We start from the raw sequence: 22,290 nt of genomic DNA on the forward strand, positions 1-22,290 counted from the left end.
TAGATGTGGCGGTATTTAAAACTACTAACTAGGTTAATTCAGTAGCCTGCGGAGCCTCGGATGCCTTTGAAGCGATAACCTGAACCTGTGGGATGCTCTTATCGTCACCCTTCTTAAGCCCATCATGCAGCATAGTGCCAAGTAAGACATCCACTAAAGAGCCATTGGACCCCGTACCTCCACCGGCAATAATATCGGGAACCAATTTCACGCCAGCACTGGCGAGCGCTTGAGCCACTTGAACCAATGCGTAGTTACCCGATTCCATGGAATCAATCTTTTGCTTGATAACATCGGCCTCTGCACCGCCAATGGCTTTCACTTTTGCCGCCTCTGCATCACCGGTTACGCGCGTAACCTGGGCATCAGCTTCAGCGTTAATCGTCTTGGACTTGGCGTCTCCCTCGGCCGAAGCGATTGCTGCTTTCGCCGTAAATTCAGCAATGGCAACTTTTCGCTCAGCATCAACCACCTGAGCCTGTGTGTTCGCAAGTGCAGTTGCTTGCTCTAGGGTTTGGCGAACAGATTGGGCATCCTTTTGCGTTTCATAGGTTACTTTTTCTTGATCGGCAATTTTTCGGTCTGTGAGCGTTTTCATTAATGCGTCAGGAGGTGAAATATCGCCGATCAACGTTTCTACAGCGCCAACGTTGTATTCGGCCAAAGCGTTGCCAATGGCTTCTTTAGCCTCCTTTTGACGCTCGGTGCGGGCGTTTAGAAATCCAATAACATCGGATTCTTGAGCTGAATTGCGGAAGTAGTTACCAATCATTGGCTCCAATACCTGAGTGACCAAGGCATCCATGCTGCCAAATCGTGCGATTACCTTGGGGGCGTCATTACGCGGAATATGAATGATCTGGCTTACATCCAAGTTAAACGTAAAGCCATCGGCAGAGCGCACGGTGATGGTTGATAGCTTCTCATCTAATTTATGAGCTTCGCTCTTCGCGTTGGCCCAGTTCAGGACTACGTTAGCAGTCGGAACATTAATGACCTTGCGTGTATAGGGGTTGAATGCATATTTACCGGGATCAAGAACATCATTCCACACACCTTTTTCACCCTTACTCACTAGATTTCCGTGCTTAAACTCTTCGCCGGATAAATCCCTGCCTTCCTTGCCAACGTAAGAGACAACTACACCAACGTGAGCAATCGGAACCTCGACCATGTTCACAATTTCAACGGTTGCAAAGCGAGGATTAATAAAGTAGCGGCCCGCTTGCAATACTTGCTCTTGCAAGCCTTTAGTGCCGCCTCCCTCAACAAAAGCTTTCGGGTCTTGGAACATACTATGACCTGTAATCTCAGGGCCAGCAATCTCACCTGTTTTAAGTGGCTCACCTTCGCGCGTTGTAACGACGCCAATTTGGTTATCTGGGATATCAACTACATCAACTAATTTCACGTCAAATAAGGCGGTATTAATGCGATAGTTTCCTTGCGGAATCACGCTCATTTGTGGACCACGTTGACCGCCATTGCCCATAAACTCGGATGCATTCTGAAAGGAGTCGCAGCTAACGCTATTGGCAATAATTCTGCCATCCTGTAGCGGCTTCCCATCCTTTGCCTCTACTACGCCGATCTTTCCGCTGGGGATTGATATGATATCAACAGCCTCAACACTGAAGAGAAGGGTGTTGATGCGCCAAGACCCTTGGGAAAGAACGCCCATTTGTGGTCCGCGTTGACCGCCATTGGATAGGAATGCCCTCGCATCCTGGAAGTTGCTCGACTCTACTTGTTTTGCAATGATACGTCCTTCTGGTAAAGAGTCTCCGTCACGGGCTTGAACAATACCAATTTGACCCTGACGAATACTGACAAAGGGCTTGAGCTCTACCAAGTATTGCCATGGCCATAGGCCAATATGCAATCCTGGCGCCAAAGTATCGGCCTGATAGCCAGCCTCGCCATTAAGCGCGATGATACGATTTGCAGGCAAACTTTTGTTACCAAGCAAAACAAATTTCTTTGTAACCACACCAATTGAATCGTCAGGAACGATGATGACGCCAAATGTCCAAAGTACATACTTATAGCCGAGTACGGCTAGAATTGCTGGCAGAATCCACCAGTATTGAATAATTGTCTCGAACATAAATTCCTTTGTAATGTTTATAGGGATTGAGTAGAGTTAAATCTAGCGATCAATATTCGCACTGAACTTATGCAAGTCAAATCGCAAGAAGTATCAATATTTGTCGAGAATTTAAAATAATTAAAGCCGCACAAGGCGGCTTTAATTAACTCAAAATGGATGTCAGAACTTGTAACCCAGCCCCATCATTAAGTTGTAGTTTTGGGATTGAACTTGATAGACACCACCATCGCTATTGGCAAAATTAGACTTGTTGTTAGCAATGTAATTTGCCTCAACATAACCGTAGATATTGTCGGTAATGTACTGCTTATCGCCAATGCCGAGAGCCAAACCATTAATTGAATGATAGTCGCCATTGATGCCAAATTGGGTATTCTCGTAACCAACTTTTGCATACAGGAGTGATGTTGAGCTAAGGGCGTAGGCTGGAACCAAGGAGAGGTTGATGGGATTGCGCAATGCTACGTTACCGGTGGAGCATTTGGCAGGGCCTGTGCCGCTAAGCGTGTAATTGCCAGCACCAAGCCTATTAAACCCATAGTCCGCACTAACTCCAAGAAGGTAACGACTGTCGAGTGAAGTCATATAGCCGATACCAAAACTTGTTGGCACCTGGACTTCCGACGAATTGCTTGCCTGATAATTTTTACCGCCCATTAAAACATTATTGCTTTTGAAGTTTGAATCTTGAACGCCGACGCCAATTTGGGCGTCAAACCCTTCGAATCGATGTGAAACTTGAGCCATGGCTCCGGTAGATAAAACGGTTGCAGCAATTGCCGCGACAAGAACAGTACTTCGCATATAAATTCCTAATAAGATATACAGGGTTTAAGAGGTTGAGATGGGCGCGTGGTTGGCGCGCTCCTTACGAATTAGTTGGCAACAACTGCTTTTTTGGCGGCTTTATGGTGCAATTTAGATGCTGTTTTCTTTTGGAGCTTTTCCGCTGCAGCGGCTTTTGGGGCTTCCGGCTTAATTTGGTTGGCCTTGACTTCGACCTCTACTGCAGCCTGTTCCTTTGCCGCATCTTCGATGCTTTGCGGTGTAACCTGGCTTGTTAAGGCAAAAGCGCTGAGGGTGAGGGTGCTTAATAGTGATGCAGCTAGTAATTTTTTCATCTTTGAATCCTTGAGAAGAAAGTGAAAGTCAATATTGACTTATGGTTAGCTTATGAAGTTATTGCGAAAAGAAACCATTGAATAATCAAAAAATTATTTCCGAATTAAAGAAACTCATTGATATCCTCGATTAATATCGATCTTCTGGGTGGGTCCTTTCGATTTTTGCATGCCCAGCACGAACAAATCGCCGGAGTTTGGGAAACCATACCTAGAAGTCGCTTGGTTAGAGATGCTCTTCCAGCCCAATATTTGCACCTCAACTTTTTAATTCTGGCGAGTTGACTGCGACGAGTTTTTCTTAACGGAGTTTCGATTTTTCCTAATGCATCCATACACACCTCTTCGGGATTGAATTGATAGGCACAACAAATAACATCCCAAAAGGATGAAAAATAGGATGTTGATTCTGTGCGCCATTTTTCAAAGATAGAGCCAATTAAATAGTTAAAAAATTGAATTGCATACTATTTTTTGCGTATTTGTAAACGCACAGAATTTTGCGGAGTTAAATTTAGGGTAGCCAATATCGGCCTTTATGGAGAATTAAAAATGAAGAAATCGCTATTAACTTTTGCCTTGTTAGCTGCAGCTGGCGCAGCCTTGGCTCAGGTCACTCCGCCCCAACAAGATGGTCATGGTGAGCCGCCAAAACACGGTAATTTTGCAGAACATAAGCAGAAAGCTATCGCCGAATTGCAGTCACACTTGAACTGCGTGCAAGCATCACAAAATCTGGAGCAGTTAAAGGAATGCCGTCATAAACCACGGGGAATGGGTTCTGATCGTTAAAAAAACAATGACCACCGCAGCACTTAGTTAAGACTTCAGCGCTACTTAAATATCCAGCGCTGAAGTTTATCCACAGCTTTATCAAGCCTAAACCAAATAAAAATATAAAGAATGGCCCCAGCCATTATTATCCACGTTACGGTGAAGTTGATCCAGTAGTCAGTAAAGCTCAATTGATGTACTGCCCAATTTTGGAATTTTGCTTGCTTCGTGTTTGATAGCGTTTTTCATAGTCCTCGGCACACTCAACAGAGCAAAACCGACTCACCCCCTTAAATACTGGATCGGTGATTTCATCCGGACAATTTAAGCAATGAGTAAATGTCGCCTGACCTGCGGCTTCTTTTGCCTTGCGTTGGACCTCAACAAGCTGCCTGCGAGCGGCAACCTGGGCATCAATTGTGCCCTGGGCCGTATCGTTTGCCGCATCAATATCATCTGCCATTTTTACCCCAATCATTTATAAGGGATTAATTTGAGCACTGCAAAAGAGGCTTGCAAGTTCAAATAATTCATTTTTATTGAGGGCATTCATTTCTCAACCCACTGTGGAAAAACAAATCATTGGGGGATGATCAATCACGAAACAATCTTATCGACGCTTTACATTGCACTAAACCCCATCAAAGAATATTTGGAGGGTGATGGCATCAATGAAATCATGATTAATCCAGGGGGCGATGTCTGGATTGAGCGAAGGGGAATGATTGAGCATATTGGCGTTTTACTCAACGAGAATCAAATAAAATTCGCCATTTATTCGGTAGCCAAACTCACCGGTAAGGCGGCAAGCCCAGGCGATGAAAATGCGCTAGTCAACGCAGCTTTTGAAGATTTTCGTTTTGCAGGAGTGCTGCATCCCATTTCACCTGATGGAAGCACGATTTGCATTCGAAAACATCAGGATAAAAGTCAGAGGCAGACTTTTGAAGATATGATTGACTGCGCCATGATTACCCAATCTCAAGGCGATTTTATATTGGATATGTTTGTTAAAAAGCATCAAAATATCATCATCGCAGGTATTACTGGCTCGGGCAAAACAACCCTTTTAAATGCAATTGCCGGAAAAATACCAAACCATGAACGGGTGGTTACGATTGAAGATACAAGAGAACTCCATATATCTGTGGCGAATAAAGTATCACTGTTATCAAATGAGCTTAACAATATTCATGCGGTAGATTTGGTTAAAGAGGCTTTGCGCCTGCGCCCGGACCGGATATTGCTAGGGGAAACACGTGGGTCAGAAACATTCGACTTAATAAGGGCCTTTAATTCGGGCCACGCCGGCATATCCACTGTACATGCTAATTCAGCAGTGCTGGCCTTAGATGCGATTGAGATGCTTTATCAAATGAGCCTACCAAAAGGAGCGGGCATTAGTTCGGCAGTGGTAAGACAGTACATTGCAAAATCAGTCAACATGACTATCTATGCAAATCGACGATATATCCCGCAGCCAGACGGCACTATTCGCGCCGTTCGTAAAGTTGAGGAAATTTGTGTAATCAAGGGGCTTGATCGCGATGGAAATTACGAGGTTGAATACATCAAATAATTTTTAATTTATCAACGACCATGTAAGCACTAGTGGTCTGTGGTCGTTGCCATAAGCTGTTGATTTAAAACAAATCTCATTTTTTACAATACGACCATCGAGGGTATTTTTTTTGAAATGAAATATATAAACCGGGACGAATCCCGGCTTTTATGGTGTCAATTAAATTTACTATTGGACAATCCAACCCGTTGGGCAAGACTGTGCGACTGGGTAGAAAGCATTTGAAGGAGGGCAGAAATAAGTTAAAGGCCGTACATTTGGGTTTGGCTGCGTAACAAATACTTGCGGTTGCTGTTGAATGTAAATGGCTTGTGGTTGAACGTATGCGGACGGATAGTAAGGTCCATAACTATAGCCATAAGATCCATACCCATATCCGTAAGGAGCGTATGGGCGGTAATAGGAGTTTGCTGCAATAACGGTGCCGACCATCGCCCCACCAAGCAGGGCCGCACCCCAATTTCCGCCTCCATGAGCAAAAGATGGCGATGATAATAGTCCAGTTGTTGCCAATAATGCGATTAGAATTTTTTTCATTTTTCCCCAAATCAGAGTCGTTGTTGGTACCTTAACAGTATTGCCGGTGATTTTGTTGACACAAGTTAACCATTTAATTAGGCGCCTCGTCCCAAGTGCGCCCATCTAGGATCCGGCCAGCCTTTTTCTTGCCGACTCTACGCATATGCACATCGCCACGCAAAAAACGGCCATCGCATTCGCGGTCAAACCGAACATGCTCGACAATTCCACAGCGCATATCGCCACCTAAATCGCCACCGGCACGCAGTTGATCCGGGTAGTATTCTCCCCATTGTTTAAATAAGAAAGGCACATCATGTCCAATGCATTGATCACGTAAATTTTGGGCCCATGCGGGATGCATAGGCCTTGCTCCAGGCCCTGATTCTCCGCCGACAATGACCCAATCGATACCGCAGTCCCAACCGGTCCATGAGGCTTCAATCCCGCAATGTGGGCATAAAGGGATAACTTCTCCGTTGGCAGCCAAAAATACCTCAGTAGAATCTTTATCTACATAAGGTGTATCTGGGCACACATCCATGCAGGTAATGCCGGTAGGATCGAGCCAGCGCGCAATATCGATCCTTCCTAATAGCGGCTCAATGCTCAAAAAGCGCTTTGCAGCCGGCACCTTTAATAGTTTTGGAATATCGCGATCGGCTTCCTCTTGGTTGCAGATCGTTGCCCCAATCCATACATTAGGCCAAGGCCATTGCGCGAGGGGTGAATGATTGTGTTGGCCGGTGCTACATAGGCTGTCGGGCTCCAATTCCTCAGTAGCCCGCGCAATCATAGGCTGTGCATTTCCGATGCGCTTAGTTAAAAGTAGCCAGTCTAAATTCGGTGTTTGGCGAATGAGGGCAAATAAATCCGTGCGCCAGTGGCGTGGCACTGCATTATCAAATACATCGGCCAGCGAAGCGCAAAAGACCTTGTAGCGCACACCTTTTTCACCGGCTTCTTTATTCCATTTGAGCGGCTGCTTCCAGTTGGCCTCAGTTGTTCGGCGACGCTCGGCGTTGGGGCCCCACGCAACAGAGCCACTACGCTTTGCCCAACTCTCTGCATAACAATGATCGCAAGCGGGCGACACTTTGGCGCAACCCGTCCAGGGATTAAAGGTGTGATCACACCATTCAATAGTAGTATCTTTTGCCATTTTATTTCCGTGAATTTTGAAAATTTACGGCGCCTGTCTCGCCTTGAGTCGCCTTGCCATTAATAGGCCTAAACTCAATAACCCAGACCCAAGGGTTTGAGTCCCAGTTTCTATAAATAGAGCTCCAAAGATCACGGAATGTGTCTTTTCCATTCCCAAAAAAGCCATCGTCATTATGAGCATAGCGAGTTGCGCTAAACACGCTTACAGCTTTTACGCCCTCAGCCATTGCATCTGCCTCGCTAATATCTTGAAGTCGCTCAATGCGTACATTGGTGATCTCTAAAGTGATGCGACTAGCAGATCTGGGCATATGGATAGATGGGTGCCATGCTGATCTTCGCTCACCGCCACCGTCATCATCCCCAGCCCATTCGTGATCGCCATCGGCGGCATAAATCACATGACCTGTGTAGTAGCCACGCCCATGTTTAAGTTCGTGGACGTGGGTAGCTGGCCTATCAGGAGTCCACTCAATCATGTCGCCGTCTGCGTTGATTGCATAGCTTATAACACCCCATGTCTCCCGCACCCACAAGCGATCCCCCACTTGACCATAAGGGCAGGCAAGAATTGCGTCAGGATCTTCAACGTGCCAGTTTTTATCTTTGCATTGTGCTCGACCAGATGCGTTAAGTTTTACAATACGCCTGGTTTGTGTCTTAGTGCCGTCAAGAATGGCTCTCACCATGTCGCCATTGAATAGGATAGGACGCTCGATCATGCTTGCTCACCTTTAGCTTTCTTGTCGCCATCACTCACATCTAGAAAGATGGCTTTGTTTTCGCCACATACCGGGCAGCAAGCGCTCTTAAGCAATGTGGCACATTTTTCCATCGGCATTGGCAGATACGCCGCAACCCAATGGTGATCGCAAGATTTGCAAAGTACCTTTAACGGTGTTTTAGAGGGTGGTTTTTCCATTTGAAGGCTCTCCCCCGTTAATATTTTTTTAGCGCTCACGCCGCCATCTCCATAAATTGTTTATCAACATAGTTTTTCGCAACCAACGCCTGCGCGATAGGTGGGCAAACAGAATTGCCGACCATCTTCACTTGATTGGTTTTCGATAAGGGCTTGCCTTTGAACTCAAATTCATGGATATAGCTCTCTGGAAAGCCTTGAGCTAAATAAAGCTCATGTGGTTGGAGCATGCGCATACCAATATCGACAATGACATAAGGCTCGCCATTCAGATGTACGATAACTAGACCAAACCGGTCCTTGGTTGGTATTGTGTGCAAGGGCTCATCGAGCGGTACACCATCTTTTTCATTGCCGTAATACTTGACCAGCAATGCTCGAACCTCGCCAGCATGAGTGCCCCCAGCGGTAACGGTGTGCAATGGTGAATTTACAGGGCTGCCAACGTTATCGCCACGCAATTTGACCATGTGGCTAGTAACTAGACCTTGTGTAATTGCGGTGCCTGGTCGTTTTGGTTGGCCACCCGCAATAATGGTGTGCATCGGGGTATCAAGCTCAAAGCCAGTGCTACCAGTATTGAACTTAGTCATATGGGCAGTAACGACCGAATGATGATCAACTGTGGTGACAGTGCCGGTTGGCTTATCTAATGGCTGGCCAAGAACGCCCGTGTAATGTTTGGCCAAGAACGCCGATACAAGTGCGCGCCTATTCTCGGTGGTTTGGGTTTTTAAGGGCTCATCAAACGAAGATCCGCGCGTATCACCGGACTCAGTTTTATGGCCGTAATAGCTTGAAATATGCGCTGCCACCAGATTTTCTAACTCTTCTTCGTCTGCACCTTCATATGGAAGCTCAATTTCATCTAGTACATCAGAACAAGATGATTCACCACATTTTGGACATGTTGGATTTCTTTCGTAATCATCCACACCATATCGAGCGCCACAATTGTCGCAACCAAAGCGCCAACGTCTAAGTGCGCCACTATCAGCTTTAGCTAGGGCTGGTACCACAATAGCCCTGTGATTTTCCGTGGGAACGGTACCCAGTGGTTTTAATGTTGACGATGGTTTTCCTGAATACACGGGGCCGCCTTGCCCGACAATAAATGGCTCCCCAGTCTCAATCACATAGCGCACTACACCTTTGGCTATGCGTTTAAGTGTTGATTCAGCAAGAGGTTTCTTGCGATCAAAAATTGAAGGGCAGGGAATGGACCAGTCAATACACTCAGCTGCAGTTCGCCATTCCTTAAGCCTCTTAGGGTCAAAGCCTTTTGCCTTTGGGTTTCCATGAGTAATTTGTGGCCACTCAATTGGCATGCCATCGCAGCGAGCCACCAAAAAGAGGCGCTTGCGAATAGTTGGAGCTCCGTAGTCACTAGCGACCAAGGTTTTCCATTCAACTTGGTAGCCTAGTCTTTTTAATGCTTCAATCCATAGGTCAAAGGTTTTGCCTTTGCGTTTTTTGCATGGCATGAAGCCGCCAGTTTTTTTATCCTTAACAACAGGTCCCCAAAACTGCATTTCTTCAACGTTTTCCATCATGATTACGCGAGGGCGTACTTTGGAGGCCCAGCGAACCACCACCCAAGCAAGAGATCTCAACTGCTTGGAAACAGGGGTTCCCCCACGTGCTTTAGAAAAATGAGTGCATGACGGGCTGGCCCAGAGCAAACCAACAGGCCGACCACCGCTAGCCTCAACCGGATCAACCTCAAAAATGTCTGAGCAGTAATGCTTAGTTTGAGGGTGATTGGCTGTATGCATGGCAATAGCTGCTTCATCATGGTTGATCGCGATATCGACTGAGCGACCGATAGCCGCTTCTATACCGGTAGATGCACCACCACCGCCTGCAAATAAATCTACGACGAGCTCGTTATGGATGGGGAGATTAAATTGGGGTGTAAGCATGATTAGAATTCAGCGGAAAGAAAACTCATCTTCCCCTTGAAATACCATAAGTCAAACTGCCAACACTATAATTAGCACGTCGGCAAATGCATGCATTAATTAACTTTGCTTACTTTGATCAAAACTTCCTTGTGATGTCCATTGATATCATTCGCAATTGCAATCTCCTCGTCCAGAGTCACAACCAGGTTTGATTCGATGCGCGTACTTTCAACTGTCGGCACTTGGACTGTCAGATCACCTACCCGCACATCCTTCATGCTTAGTAATTTAGATGTAAGCATCTCAAACTTTAAATTTAGATGACGATTATCAAGCCGGTCTCCGCGCTCCAAAGAAGTCCAGATGGTGTTGCCGACTTGCAAGTCCTTGTAATGCGATGATTCATGCGCGACCCCGCCAGCCTCTACAGTTGATAAGCTGGAGTCAAGATAACCAATTGTTTGACCAGTTTGAGTGATGCCTTTTCGACCATCCGCAAGTGTCAAGATGGTGAAATCACTATCGATGATCCCATTTTCCATGATGCTGATACGAACTGCATATTGTTCCGCATTGTTTTTGGTTAGCTTATCTGGCTCATGGCATTTATCTGCGCTCGCAGCCCCAGAAAATAGGGTCATTGCTAAAAACATTGGGCCAAAAAAACTAATTGATGTCGCCTTCATCTGAAATTTCCTTTTTAGTGAACTAACCAGTTGGTTATTCACTACTTTAAGGATTTTTTCGCGACAAATATTACGGAGTTCTAGTAAATATTTCACGCAATAAGAGAATCGTTGGCTTGAATTTATTGCTCTTAATCCAAATTACTCAATTATTTACCAGTATTCGTTAATCAATGGAGGCTCTTGGTTAGCAAAATAAAACGGTCACCAATACACGAATTAAGGACCGTTATATGAATGCCATTGCACTTACATCGCCACAATTAAAAAGATTCTTTCAAAAGATGTCGTGGCCGATCATAGGCTTTATTGGGCTCTTAATGATGGGCGTTGATGTCGCTAACGCACAGGGAATCAACACTGCCGCTTTTTGCTTTTTTATCAACAACTTCAAGCTAATCATTGCTGCAGTAGCAGTCATCGCCTTAATGGTTTGGGGCGCAATGTACATGATGAAAAAAGCAGATATAGCCGATGTTGGGTTATATATTATTTCGGCTTGCGTACTCGTTGGTGCCGCGGGTGCAATCATTATGAATACCGGTTTAATGCCCCCTAGCTGTTAATAGAGCATTAGTAGATATGCTCAGAAACTCTTATGTTTACAAGGCACTTTCAAGAACGCACTTGGTTTTGGGAATTCCTGTAAAAATATTGGCCATTATTTGGTCAATTGCCTCCTTCACAATCCTAGGTCTGTGGGTGGCTAAAGCATTGACTTGGTGGGATTGTATTGGCGTGCTAGCCATATTTTGGGCTATCCACAATCTGATTGCAGTCCAATTTGATAAGGATTCATTAATAGACAAGATTTATAAAATCTATTCAACAACCAAAGACCACTACCACCCAGAGTCCCGCATCTTAGATCGCATGCATGAGCGCCCAAGTAAATACGGCAGAGGCGTGCGATGCTAGGCCTTCGATTTAAAGATAAAGAAGTTGCCGGACCGGTACAGGAGGTCTGCCCATGGTTAGATTTTATTAACCCTGAAATGATCCTATGCAAAGACGGTTCATTGCTTGCTGGCTTTGAATTTAATGGCGTAGACATTGAAAACGCTACCGATGAGCATAAAAATGCGGTAGTCAACGAGCTTCAAAGAGCTTATCAAGGGTTTGATAACAGAGATACGCTAACCTGGGTGTTTGACAAAAAGCGATCGTACAGCTATCCAGAAAATATCTTTCTCAATCCAATCTCCAAAAGAATTGATGACCTGTACTCCGAGCCATTTCGGCAGGGTTACTACTTTACCCTCTCAAATCGCCTGTATTACCTTTATACGGGCAAGGCCGGTATTGCGCGATTTATGGATACGTTCGCAAGAGAGACTGAAAAAAACGGAAAAAATGCATTAACGGCATTGCTTTTAGCCGCAAAGGACTCTCTAACCGGAAGAATTAGCTATGAAATCGATGGGCAGCAAATCATGCATAACATCGAGCAATTTGAGCGCCGTCTTACGCAGTTCTTAGTTCAAACTCCGTCGATTAAATGGAAAAGGCTTGGGTATGAGGATTTAAAAAATGCTCTTTCAATGCAAATCAATCCAGCCTCAATCAACCACACAGCCAAAAAACCATTTGGTCAAATGCTTGACTCATGGTTACCTAGTAATACGGTTACGCCCGGATCTGACATTATCCGATTTGATGGAGCTGGACGGACAAAGTACATGAGCATTATTGGCATAAAGGAATGGCCAAACTTAACTCACCCTGACCTAATGGGTAAGTTAATGGAGATTGATACCGAAGTTACCGTTTGCCAGACTATGCGATTTCTGGGTCATAAAGGGACGCAAGCCAAGCTAAATGATGCGGTAGATTTTTACAAGCTAACCCAAGTTGGGATCATAAAAAACGCCATCGCCAAGCTGACTAAGAAACCCCCTGAACCTGACCCGGGCAAATATGAATTATATGCAGAATGCGTTCAGGCTCTAGCCAGACTTGAGGTTGATAACATTCAGTACGGATACCACACCATGGCCGTGTGTACTAGTGCCGAATCAAAGAAAGAGCTTGCTCAGTCAGTAGAAAACATCAGCACAGTTCTGAGTCGAAACTTTCAAATCATTGCTGAAAGCATGAATGCTTTCGCCTCATGGGCAGCGACATTGCCGGGGCAGTGGGCTATGCAGTCACGCTGGTCATTGGTGAGCAATGAGAATTTGGCTGATATTTCCCCGATTTTCACTATTAATCATAGACCCAAAAATAATGGAGCATTTGAAGAAATGCTCGGCAAAAAAGCTAATGCACTTTGCGTGTTTAATGATATTTACGGTGGAGTTGAATATTTTAATAGTCATGTTGACCAAGTGGGGCACGCCATCATTATTGCACCAACAGGGGGCGGCAAAACCACCATTGTAAACCTAGCTTTATCACAATTTCAGAAATACACGAAGGATGGCAAAGAGCCAAATACGATTGTTTTTGATAGGGACTATTCGGTTCGCATAACCGCCAAGCTTCAGGATGCATCGCACATTGACTTAAAGTCTGGTCGCATTCGAATGAACCCATTAATGGCGCTCTTTGACGATGATGCAAATTCCAACGAGGAAAAAACCAACACAAAAGACGACTCCAATCAAGAAATCTCATCTACAACAAATGGGTTCTTATGGTGCAGGGATTTTGTGGGACGAAGAATTGAGGCAAATGGATACAAGCTAACTGCCGAGGACATTAAATCAATAGATGATGGGCTTTTAATGCTTAAGGGGTCGCCAGCTCAAAAGCCAAGATTATCTAAGTTGGCAATATTGCTGCCAAAGCATTTGGCGGCTGAGTTAGGGGAGTGGCTAGAAGGTCGTCCATTTGGCATGTTTGATTCCGAGGATGATGAGTTCTCCCTAAGCTCATTTACTTGCATTGAAATGAAAGAGTTTTTGGAAAACGAAAGATTGGCCCAAGCCTTCTTGGATTATGCATTTCGCAAGGTTTATTCGAAGCTGGATGGTAGGCCAACCTTTATCTACATTGAAGAGGCATCATTCCTACTCAATCATCCTACGTTCCAAAAAATGCTCGATGACTGGTTAAAAACATTTCGCAAAAAAGGGGCATTTGTTTGGATGGCCGTTCAATCGCCAACGTCAATTGTCAACGCAGAGATAGCGGCCAGCATTACGGATAACGTTAAAACCAAAATATTGCTATTCAATAAATCAGCTGAAGCCCATCGTGATTCATATAAGAAGTATTTTGGACTTGATGATTATCAAGTTGACAGAATTGCAAGTTTAGTAAAAAAACGCGATTACTACATTATTTCAGATGGCGAGGCACGCACAGTTCAAACCCAGTTTTCAAAAGAATGTCTTGCCTATTTGAGATCTGAACAGCATTTGCAGAATATTTACGACGCCACATACAGCCCAGATGATGATAGCTGGAAAGAAAAATATATTGAAAAGGTCATGGTGCTTAAGTGAAAAAAATATTATTAGTTTGTTTGCTTTCTATTTGTTCTTTTGCCCATGCGCAATATCAAGTTTTTGATGCAGCCGGATGGATGCAGACTAATGCCACTGCAATTTCGACCGTTAGAAATGAATTGCAAACGGCGCAAATGGTCTATACACAAGCCATTCAGTTGCAAAATCAACTAAGACAAGGCGTTGTTTCGGCAGCTACGCAACAGTTGATGATGCGTGATCCAGCTTTGGGCTCAATGCTCTCAAGCTGCGTGATAATGCCGGCGCAAAGCGCTAGCTACCCCCAATACAACACCGGGTATGCAGCATACAATGCGGCAGGATCTGCGTCAGGTTGCCTCGGGAGTATCTCTAATGGGGCTAACTCAATGGCTCAGGTGGACGCCCAAATGCTGACTACGCTTCAAAACCAGCAAGCCTACCTTACAAATGTTCAGGCAAATTATGGGGCAAGTGGCGTTAGCGGGCAGACCTACGCGCAGAATCTTGCTCTAAGCGCAGCAGCAGGAAACGCAAAGGCGCAGGATTTAATCGCCACAAATAACAGCATTAACGCTGAACTTGCGATTGTTTCCGCTAAAAGAAAATCTATTGCCGAGCAAATGCCCAATGTTGCGGGCATCACCGATAGCATTAATTTGACAACAACAGCAGTGGACAATCTTACCGAGGTAACTATGGCCATGGCAGTTTTGCTCAAAAAGGATATTGAAATGAGGGCGGGTGAGCAATCTCAAAGCAACTCCCAATATCAACAATTCTTGCTTGATAGGGCCAATTACAACCAGAAACTAGTTAACGGCACAGGCGCATCTACATCCTCAACAACAATCACCGCCCCATTTTAAGAAAGAGTTAATTGATGAATGGATTGCTTAAAAAGGGAGTATTTGCCGCAATACTCATACTTGCATCTGGCGCATCCTTTGCTCAGGCAAGCGCAGATCCTACCGCATCGATGTGGACAAATCTTGCGTCGATTGCGGATAACTTTTTCAATAACTTCAACATCTTCCAAAATGCCGACTCCCTCATTTTGGGTGCTGGGCTAGGCATTTCTCAAAAGCTTATGAGCACTGCCCTAACCCTCGGGGGCTCGCTAGCTCTGATTAATTTGTTATGGGTAGCTATTGACCACCTAGTTTTAAGGGGGCATCGCGATCTTATATGGCCCCCCATAATTCATTCCGTTGTAATGGCGGTAATTACAGGTGCCGTCCTTAGAGCCTACCCATTACTAGCGCAAGGGGCAATAGACTTTTTTATGGGCGTAACAAATTTAGTATCTGGGTCAGCCTCAACAAGCCAGGTGCAATCCATTGGGAATCAGCTTACTAATTTAGCTATCAACGGGATTAAATCAGCGCTTGAGTCGGTTCATGCATTTGATTGGAACGCTAAGGCAATTTTACTAATAATAATTGACGTTCTTTTGACGTTGATTGTGGGTCTATTTTGCATGATCATGGCAATTTTGATGTTTGTATCAGTGGTTAGTTCGATATTTACAGGAACCTTAATGGCAGGTTTAGCTATCGCATTAGGGCCACTTTTTATCGCCACAATTGCATCCGGATTTACAAGGACATTCTTCGATAAATGGTTTGGATTTTTATGTAGCGCTCTTTTCGTTAAGGTTGTTGTGATGACGATGTTAGCCCTTTTGGTTGGTATTTTTGATTCATCGACTAATGCTCAAAACTCTGTAGGCCAAATGAATGCCGGGGGCTTTGCGTTTGGAAAGTTATTGGTTCTCGCAGTCTCGCTATGGATCATGAAGCAATTGATGGAAAGTGCGCCCAATATTGCGTCCGCACTAATGCCTGGCGGGCTTGGCGTTAGCGTAAAGAGCGCCATGGGGACTGCTGTGGCGGCTGCATCAGGAGTCGTTGGGGCGGGCTTGGCGGCCGCTACCGGTGGCGCTGGCGCGCTAATGGGTAATGCCGGAGCAATGTCGGCCGGCAAGGATGCCGCAGGAAAATTGGCGGCAGGTGCCATGTCAAACGCCAAAGAAGCGATGATGGGGAAGCTTGGCGCCACACCAAGAGCGGGGCCAGCATCAAAGCCCAAGCCATCCACTTCAGATTCTGGCGACTAAAAGGAACTATAAATTGAACATTAAACACTTACTGTCCACGGTTGCTTGTGCGATAGCTCTTTGTGCAGCCATTATTCCAGCGAAGGCTTCGAATGAGCCATTGGCTGTTGACGGCACCTTTAGCGAAGATCATGGTAAGGACGAGGCTCATGCCTTGGCTGTCACCCCAATCCATGCATTAAGCGCAATAGGGCAACCATTAAAAATAGTGATCACCGATGAAGTACTTAAAAATGAGGGTGCACTTAGAAAAACTAAAAGGTGGAAAATTTCCCGCCAGAAGCAAGATACATCGGGATTGAGTGTAATTTTTATAGAGCCCACTAAAAGGGACTTAGAGGATAAGTTGATTTTTGGAACATCGGAGGGTATTAAAACCTTAATCATTTATTCTGGGCCACAGGGTGGCAAGGTCAGCCCCCCTATTATTTTAAGCAACTATTTTCGCTCGCCAAAATCTTCACAAAAGCAAATTGCTTTGCCGCCAATCGCGGTACCAGTTAAACCTGAAACGGTTAAGCGTGATGTAAATATTGAAAGTGCAAATACAGGCACGGAAATTTACCTCCCAGAAAAACAAAAAATCGCTGAAATTCGCGAGATTTCATTTAACGAAAATGCAGTCAAAAGTGCACCATTAATGGATGAAGTTGATTTGCCAAATTTCACGCAACCCGTGGAAATAACAAATAAATGGACGGTGCATCGTGGTGATTATTTATGTTCAAAAATACAAGAATGGGCAAATCACTCGGGTTGGCAGGTGAGCTGTGAGGCAGATGCAGAAATTCTAGGTGATGTGAGCGTGAATAAGGATTTACCTTTGGCAATCAATCAACTAGTAAAGGCAATAGGGGCGGATAAATTCAAAATTCGCATTTATAAACAAAACAAAATGATTCGAATTTCTGATTACCAATAAGCAAACTAATGAGAAAATTAATCACGCATAAGATATTTGTAGCAATTGTCATTGGGGCAGGGTCTTTGGCGACCCTTTCAGGCTGCTCATCAATGATCGTATCAGGGGTAAGATCCGACGTTCAAAAAGTGGGTAATGAGGCCGCTTTAGCACAGGCAACCCTGCAAAAGGGTGCCGCGAAAGAATATAACAATAATGTGGAAGTTCTTGATGAGCAATGGGTGCCATCGAGAAAAATTAAGAAAAAAATTAAAATTCATGAAATTGATCATCAAATTTTGGTTAACAAAACGGCACAATCCTTGCATGATTTAACAAATTATTTAACATCAATCACGAAAATACCATTTTACGTAGATATTCAGACCCCGCAAAGTGGACAGGTAACCGCGACCTTACCAGGGCAAATTCATTTACAAGATTCCGCACCCAGTCCGCAAGCTCTAGGTAATGCGGTTAATGCAGCAAACGATTACGATCGAATTAACCCAAAACAAATTACCTATTCTGGAGGGTTTGAGGATTTTTTAAATACCACTCTACCAACCTATGGGTACCATTGGGAGTTTCAGTCTGAAAGTGGAGCTATTCGACTTTTTAAATATCAAACTAGAACATTTCGCATTGCAGCCCTTCCTGGTGATGTTAATTTTCAAAGCAATATAGGCAATACAGCCACAAATGCCTCTGCCGGATCTTCAGGGGGCGTCGCTCAATCAGGGGGTGGTGGGATAGCCTCAACCTCGTCACAAAAGACAGGCGTAACGTCAGCAGTTTCTATTTGGAACTCAATTGAGAGTGCCGTTAAGTCTATGCTGTCGCCTTCAGGCAAGGCGGTAATGTCATCCGCAACAGGAACAATTACCGTCACCGACTTGCCAACGGTAGTGGGTGATATTGCGAAATATATTGAAGGTCAAAATGAATCGCTCTCCAAAGAAGTTGTAATTAATGTTCGAGTACTATCTGTGGATGTAAAAAATGTAGATAGCTATGGTATCAACTGGAATGCAGTGGCCAATTCTGCGTCAAGGCTTTCTGGAGTATTGGCAACGAGCTTTGCGCCCATCTCATCAGGCGGCAGCCTTACAACTACCATTCCAGCATCAGCAAATGGTGCTGCAGCCGGAAGCTCTGCCATCATTACGGCGCTATCGGAGCAAGGGGATGTATCCGAGCTTACATCAACATCTGTGACAACGCTAAACAATCAGCCGGCACCAACTCAGGTTGGTTCGCAAATTGCCTATCTGCAGTCGTCAACCACAACCCTCACAGCAAATGTGGGGACAACGACCACCCTTGTACCGGGCACCATAAATGTCGGCTATGCATTAAATGTAGTGCCGCACATCATGGATAACGACGATCTGCTCTTGCAGTACTCCATGGATATTTCAACCCTGGTTAATATGGTCCAGGTCACGTCGGGCACGTCAACAATTCAAACGCCAACAATTGATTCAAAAAATTTGTTTAATCGAGTTAAGCTAAAGTCCGGCGAAACCTTGGCATTATCTGGGTTCGAAAAAATTACCTCATCGGCAGACTCGAGCGGAATAGGCTCAGCCGATAATTTACTGGCTGGCGGCAATGTGAACGGAACAAAATCTAAATCAGTTCTAGTTGTCTTAATCCAGCCCATTGTTGTTGGGAAGTAAATACCATGCAAGTATTTAAACTGCTTGGGAAATCCATGGTGGCCGGCTTGAATTGGGAGCCGCTACCAATAGAAATAGAGGCTGGCACAAAAAAATATATTCAAAAGTTGGCGGAAGAGCAAGATTTTAATCTCTATACGCTAATCAAGGGGGTTGAAACGCAAACTGGGTTTGCTTCGTCACATGAAAAATTATCCGGCAAGTATTCAATAGCGTCAATATTGTTTCAAGTGTTTAGTGGCTCAGAACACTCAAGGGATATAGCTGCAATATTAGAAATTCACCCCGATTCGTATCTTTACTACGGACAAAAGGATGGGTTAATACTGTATGACGGAGATCTGGCCGGCAGTAGGCAAGATGCCCTAGATAGACTCAATTCACATATTGCTTTATACGGCCCATTTGAAGTCCTATATGCACCGGAATCGCTAGAGATTGAAAATTCAACCCATGCCACTTTTGAAACTATTCTTGGAGATTCGTTTTTCTCTCTACGACGATTGGTTGGATTATCGCAGGCAAGGGTTCGCCCCTGTTTTCTAGATAAAAAAAGAAGGAATACTTATATAGTGATTGGGATTTTGGCCGTAATTTTATTGGCCGCCAGCTCCAGAGGTTTCGTAATCTACCAAGCAAATGAGGCAGCCGCTAGGCTACAGTTAGAGCAAGAGCGCATTTCAAAAGCCATGGAAGAAAACGCACCTAAGCCAATTTATCAAACATTACCAACATCTTATGAAATGGTTAGCGCATGTTTAAGTCTGATAAATGAACATGATCTTATTTTTCCAAATTGGAACTTGGTAGCAATTGAATGCAGTCAAAGCGGTATGGTTGCCAGCCTTACAAAAAGCGATGAGGGGCGCTACGAAGATTTAATTTCCAAGTATCCAGATTCGATTGTAAACCTTGCGGCCAACACAGCCACAATCAAAATTAGCCAAATCGTTACCGCGAATTATGTGGGAAAAATTACCCTACCAAGCATGAGTGATGTTTATTTAAATACCGACAAAGCAATATCGTATGGCATTGAAATGAAATACAAACCAGCAGCCTCATCTGTGAATCTTCCTGGGCAGGATTTAATCCCAAAAAAAGTAGCCGAACTAGATTGGATTATTGATAAAACACCATTCACGCCAGACAGGGTAATTGACCTCATGGATAACAGTGGATTGCGAATTTCAAAAATCACCAAAATATTTGGTGCAAATGGTTCCTCATGGAGCCTTGAAGGAACTCAGTATGCCCAGCAATAATATGAATTATAAATACGTAACGTCATTAATGTGCTCAATAATTTTTGCTGGGTCTTGCTCCGCACAAGGCGTGCCTGCCGGTGCTGAGGCACCCATTAACAAATCTAATTCCACCCCAATTAATAAAAGCCAGCAAATAATCCTGCCTCAGACTCAAATTGGCCAAACCAAACCAGATGATGAGGCTAGCGCTCTTAAGCTTGCTTTAAAAAAAATTAGCGATTCACGCGCGCTACTCTCGGAGCAGATTGCTGAGCTAGAACTGCGCAAGAAGATTGCAAGTCTAACCAGCGAAATTAATTCCCTACAGTCCGGGAAGGGGGGTATTCCAACCGGGAGTCCAGGGCAAGGGGTTACGCAACAATCACCAGTACCAGGTTATGTCTTACAGCAAAACCCTCCAGACAATGGCTCAAATTCAGATAGATCCATAAGGTCGCAAAGCCTATTATTTCCTACCATCATTGACATTTACGGGTTTGATGGTGATAACAAGGCAACCGCTATTTTGCCAACAGGTGAAAAGATTACCCTGTCCGCTGGGTCTAAATACAAGTCATGGGAAGTAGTTGACATCAATTCATCAGGCGTGGTCATAAAGTCTGGAAATAAAACTCAATTACTAAGAATTAGATAGAGAAAACTTTTATGAGTATTAGAACCGGTCCAGACGGGGATGTATCTATTGGGAATGATCTTAGGGACGTTCTCTGCTTAACGGCTGATGGGCGCCTGTACATCTCCAAAACACATATTACTGCGCCAAATGTCAGGGCATTTATGGGTAGATTGGATAGGCTGGGCGAGCAATACAAAGTTGTTCAATGCGAACTTGGAAAAATATCGCAAATATATGAGTCCTACTCGGCTGATGGCGGTGACGTGCTATCAATATTCCAAGGGAAAGCGGTTGATTTATTTGCTAGGGCAGTTAGCGAAAATGCCTCGGATATTCACTTATCTGTTAGTAAAACCGAGGCTACGAAAATTAAATTTCGCATTAACGGAATGCTTCAGCTAATTGAGGAGCACCCTTATGATTTCGGTCAAAAACTTTGCTCAACAATCTATCAATCATTGACGGATGTCTCCGCGCCAACTTTTGAGACAAATGCACCACAAGATGCCCGAATTGCTGATAAAAAAAATTTGCCAAACCAGATTAATGGTATTCGTATCGCAACCGGTCCACAGGTGGATGGGTTCCTAATGGTTTTACGGCTTTTATATAACCCAACGAACATGGATTTAAACTTACTTTCACTGGGATACTCTGAGGCTCAAAAGAAAGATATTGAAGATATTGAAAAGAACCCTACTGGCATCGCAGTTATAGCCGGCTCTACGGGGTCTGGTAAATCCACCACTTTGCAACGCATCCTCACCAGGATCATTGAATCATCAAAGGGGTCAATTAATGTTATTACTGTTGAGGATCCGCCTGAATACCTAATTAAGGGCGCGATTCAGTCGCCTGTTGCTAACGCCAAAACCGAAGAGGATCGTTCAGCAGCATTTCAACTCGCAATCAAGGCGGCAATGCGACTGGACCCAGACTCGATGATGGTTGGAGAGGTAAGGGATCATCCATCTGCCAGCCTAGCGATTAAGGCCGCTTTATCTGGGCACCCGCTTTGGACAACAGTACATGCGAATAATGGGTTTGGGATTATTACTAGGCTACTTGACATTGGTGTAAGCATTAATCTGCTTTGCGATCCAAATGTAATTTCAGGCCTTATTTGTCAAACATTGGCTCGTGTACTCTGCGAAAAGTGCAAAGTTAAGCTGTCTGACAATAAGGGCGAAGTATCCGCTGAGGATTTCGCTCGATATACAGAAAAACTAGAGATTGAAAACGTCTATCTAAGGGGCTGCGGCTGCGAACATTGCAAAAATACAGGAGTAACCGGAAGAACTGTGGTGGCTGAGGTTATTAAGACAAACTATAAAATTTTGGAATTAATTAAAGCAGGGAATCATGAAGAGGCGATGAAATATTGGGTGAGTACCGGAGGCATCACAATGAAGGGCCACGCAATTAGCAAGGTAAACGCTGGAATATGTGATCCTAGTGATACGGAATCTTTGGTGGGGCAATTTTGAACGC

The 22,290-nt window shown here is 44.5% G+C and carries 22 protein-coding genes; 12 read left to right on the forward strand and 10 right to left on the reverse strand.

Annotated elements, in window-relative coordinates; all coding sequences use genetic code 11:
• Positions 1-28 precede the first annotated feature (28 nt).
• From ICN48_RS06835 to ICN48_RS06845, 3 genes are all read right to left on the reverse strand, one after another.
• Positions 29-2,107, reverse strand: coding sequence for an SPFH domain-containing protein (locus ICN48_RS06835; RefSeq protein WP_216152949.1), 2,079 nt, complete (start codon positions 2,105-2,107; stop codon positions 29-31).
• Between the two features lie 162 nt (positions 2,108-2,269).
• Entirely contained in the window at positions 2,270-2,914 is a 645-nt protein-coding gene (locus tag ICN48_RS06840; protein WP_216152950.1) for an outer membrane beta-barrel protein, read from the reverse strand.
• A 71-nt stretch (positions 2,915-2,985) separates the two neighbouring features.
• A complete protein-coding gene (locus ICN48_RS06845; protein ID WP_216152951.1) occupies positions 2,986-3,231 on the reverse strand; it encodes a hypothetical protein in 246 nt (81 codons plus the stop codon).
• 552 nt (positions 3,232-3,783) lie between these two features.
• Here ICN48_RS06845 and ICN48_RS06850 point away from each other — a divergent pair.
• A complete protein-coding gene (locus ICN48_RS06850) occupies positions 3,784-4,023 on the forward strand; it encodes a hypothetical protein (RefSeq protein WP_216152952.1) in 240 nt (79 codons plus the stop codon).
• Positions 4,024-4,192: 169 nt separating this feature from the next.
• On the opposite strand, the gene ICN48_RS06855 is transcribed toward ICN48_RS06850, so the two are convergent.
• The gene (locus tag ICN48_RS06855; protein WP_216152953.1) at positions 4,193-4,468 is read right to left on the reverse strand and encodes a hypothetical protein; all 276 of its coding nucleotides are present in this window, start codon (positions 4,466-4,468) and stop codon (positions 4,193-4,195) included.
• 126 nt (positions 4,469-4,594) lie between these two features.
• On the opposite strand from ICN48_RS06855, the gene ICN48_RS06860 reads away from it, so the two are divergent.
• A complete protein-coding gene (locus ICN48_RS06860) occupies positions 4,595-5,584 on the forward strand; it encodes a CpaF family protein (protein ID WP_216152954.1) in 990 nt (329 codons plus the stop codon).
• A gap of 171 nt (positions 5,585-5,755) precedes the next feature.
• On the opposite strand, the gene ICN48_RS06865 is transcribed toward ICN48_RS06860, so the two are convergent.
• From ICN48_RS06865 to ICN48_RS06890, 6 genes are all read right to left on the reverse strand, one after another.
• Positions 5,756-6,124, reverse strand: a complete 369-nt coding sequence (locus ICN48_RS06865) for a hypothetical protein (RefSeq protein ID WP_216152955.1) — start codon at positions 6,122-6,124, stop codon at positions 5,756-5,758.
• 73 nt (positions 6,125-6,197) lie between these two features.
• Positions 6,198-7,268 (reverse strand): phage Gp37/Gp68 family protein, encoded by a 1,071-nt coding sequence (locus ICN48_RS06870; protein WP_216152956.1) that lies wholly within the window; start codon positions 7,266-7,268, stop codon positions 6,198-6,200.
• Between the two features lies 1 nt (position 7,269).
• Entirely contained in the window at positions 7,270-7,992 is a 723-nt protein-coding gene (locus ICN48_RS06875; RefSeq protein ID WP_216152957.1) for a hypothetical protein, read from the reverse strand.
• Entirely contained in the window at positions 7,989-8,192 is a 204-nt protein-coding gene (locus ICN48_RS06880) for a hypothetical protein (protein ID WP_216152958.1), read from the reverse strand. The genes ICN48_RS06875 and ICN48_RS06880 overlap by 4 nt, the downstream gene beginning before the upstream one ends.
• A gap of 35 nt (positions 8,193-8,227) precedes the next feature.
• A complete protein-coding gene (locus ICN48_RS06885) occupies positions 8,228-10,114 on the reverse strand; it encodes a DNA cytosine methyltransferase (RefSeq protein ID WP_216152959.1) in 1,887 nt (628 codons plus the stop codon).
• 95 nt (positions 10,115-10,209) lie between these two features.
• Positions 10,210-10,782 carry a hypothetical protein gene (locus tag ICN48_RS06890; protein WP_216152960.1) on the reverse strand — a complete coding sequence of 191 codons (573 nt, stop codon included), beginning with the start codon at positions 10,780-10,782 and terminating at the stop codon, positions 10,210-10,212.
• A 233-nt stretch (positions 10,783-11,015) separates the two neighbouring features.
• Between ICN48_RS06890 and ICN48_RS06895 the strand changes: the two genes are divergently transcribed.
• The 10 genes from ICN48_RS06895 (at position 11,016) to ICN48_RS06940 (ending at position 22,286) form a co-directional block, all read left to right on the forward strand.
• Positions 11,016-11,348 carry a hypothetical protein gene (locus ICN48_RS06895; RefSeq protein WP_216152961.1) on the forward strand — a complete coding sequence of 111 codons (333 nt, stop codon included), beginning with the start codon at positions 11,016-11,018 and terminating at the stop codon, positions 11,346-11,348.
• 16 nt (positions 11,349-11,364) lie between these two features.
• Positions 11,365-11,700 carry a hypothetical protein gene (locus tag ICN48_RS06900; RefSeq protein ID WP_216152962.1) on the forward strand — a complete coding sequence of 112 codons (336 nt, stop codon included), beginning with the start codon at positions 11,365-11,367 and terminating at the stop codon, positions 11,698-11,700.
• Positions 11,694-14,231 carry a VirB4 family type IV secretion system protein gene (locus tag ICN48_RS06905; protein WP_216152963.1) on the forward strand — a complete coding sequence of 846 codons (2,538 nt, stop codon included), beginning with the start codon at positions 11,694-11,696 and terminating at the stop codon, positions 14,229-14,231. The genes ICN48_RS06900 and ICN48_RS06905 overlap by 7 nt, the downstream gene beginning before the upstream one ends.
• The gene (locus ICN48_RS06910) at positions 14,228-15,082 is read left to right on the forward strand and encodes a hypothetical protein (RefSeq protein WP_216152964.1); all 855 of its coding nucleotides are present in this window, start codon (positions 14,228-14,230) and stop codon (positions 15,080-15,082) included. The genes ICN48_RS06905 and ICN48_RS06910 overlap by 4 nt, the downstream gene beginning before the upstream one ends.
• 14 nt (positions 15,083-15,096) lie before the next feature.
• Positions 15,097-16,332: a type IV secretion system protein gene (locus ICN48_RS06915; RefSeq protein WP_216152965.1), complete on the forward strand. Its 1,236-nt coding sequence runs from the start codon at positions 15,097-15,099 to the stop codon at positions 16,330-16,332.
• A gap of 100 nt (positions 16,333-16,432) precedes the next feature.
• Positions 16,433-17,254, forward strand: a complete 822-nt coding sequence (locus tag ICN48_RS06920) for a TcpQ domain-containing protein (RefSeq protein ID WP_216152966.1) — start codon at positions 16,433-16,435, stop codon at positions 17,252-17,254.
• An 8-nt stretch (positions 17,255-17,262) separates the two neighbouring features.
• A complete protein-coding gene (locus ICN48_RS06925; RefSeq protein ID WP_216152967.1) occupies positions 17,263-18,915 on the forward strand; it encodes a PilN family type IVB pilus formation outer membrane protein in 1,653 nt (550 codons plus the stop codon).
• Positions 18,916-18,920: 5 nt separating this feature from the next.
• On the forward strand, positions 18,921-20,180 hold the full coding sequence (gene pilO2 / locus ICN48_RS06930) for a type 4b pilus protein PilO2 (protein ID WP_216152968.1): 1,260 nt from the start codon (positions 18,921-18,923) through the stop codon (positions 20,178-20,180).
• A gap of 28 nt (positions 20,181-20,208) precedes the next feature.
• The gene (locus ICN48_RS06935) at positions 20,209-20,817 is read left to right on the forward strand and encodes a hypothetical protein (protein ID WP_216152969.1); all 609 of its coding nucleotides are present in this window, start codon (positions 20,209-20,211) and stop codon (positions 20,815-20,817) included.
• 11 nt (positions 20,818-20,828) lie between these two features.
• Positions 20,829-22,286, forward strand: a complete 1,458-nt coding sequence (locus ICN48_RS06940; protein ID WP_216152970.1) for a GspE/PulE family protein — start codon at positions 20,829-20,831, stop codon at positions 22,284-22,286.
• Positions 22,287-22,290 lie beyond the last annotated feature (4 nt).

The organism is Polynucleobacter sp. JS-Safj-400b-B2, assembly GCF_018881975.1.
Taxonomy (GTDB): domain Bacteria; phylum Pseudomonadota; class Gammaproteobacteria; order Burkholderiales; family Burkholderiaceae; genus Polynucleobacter.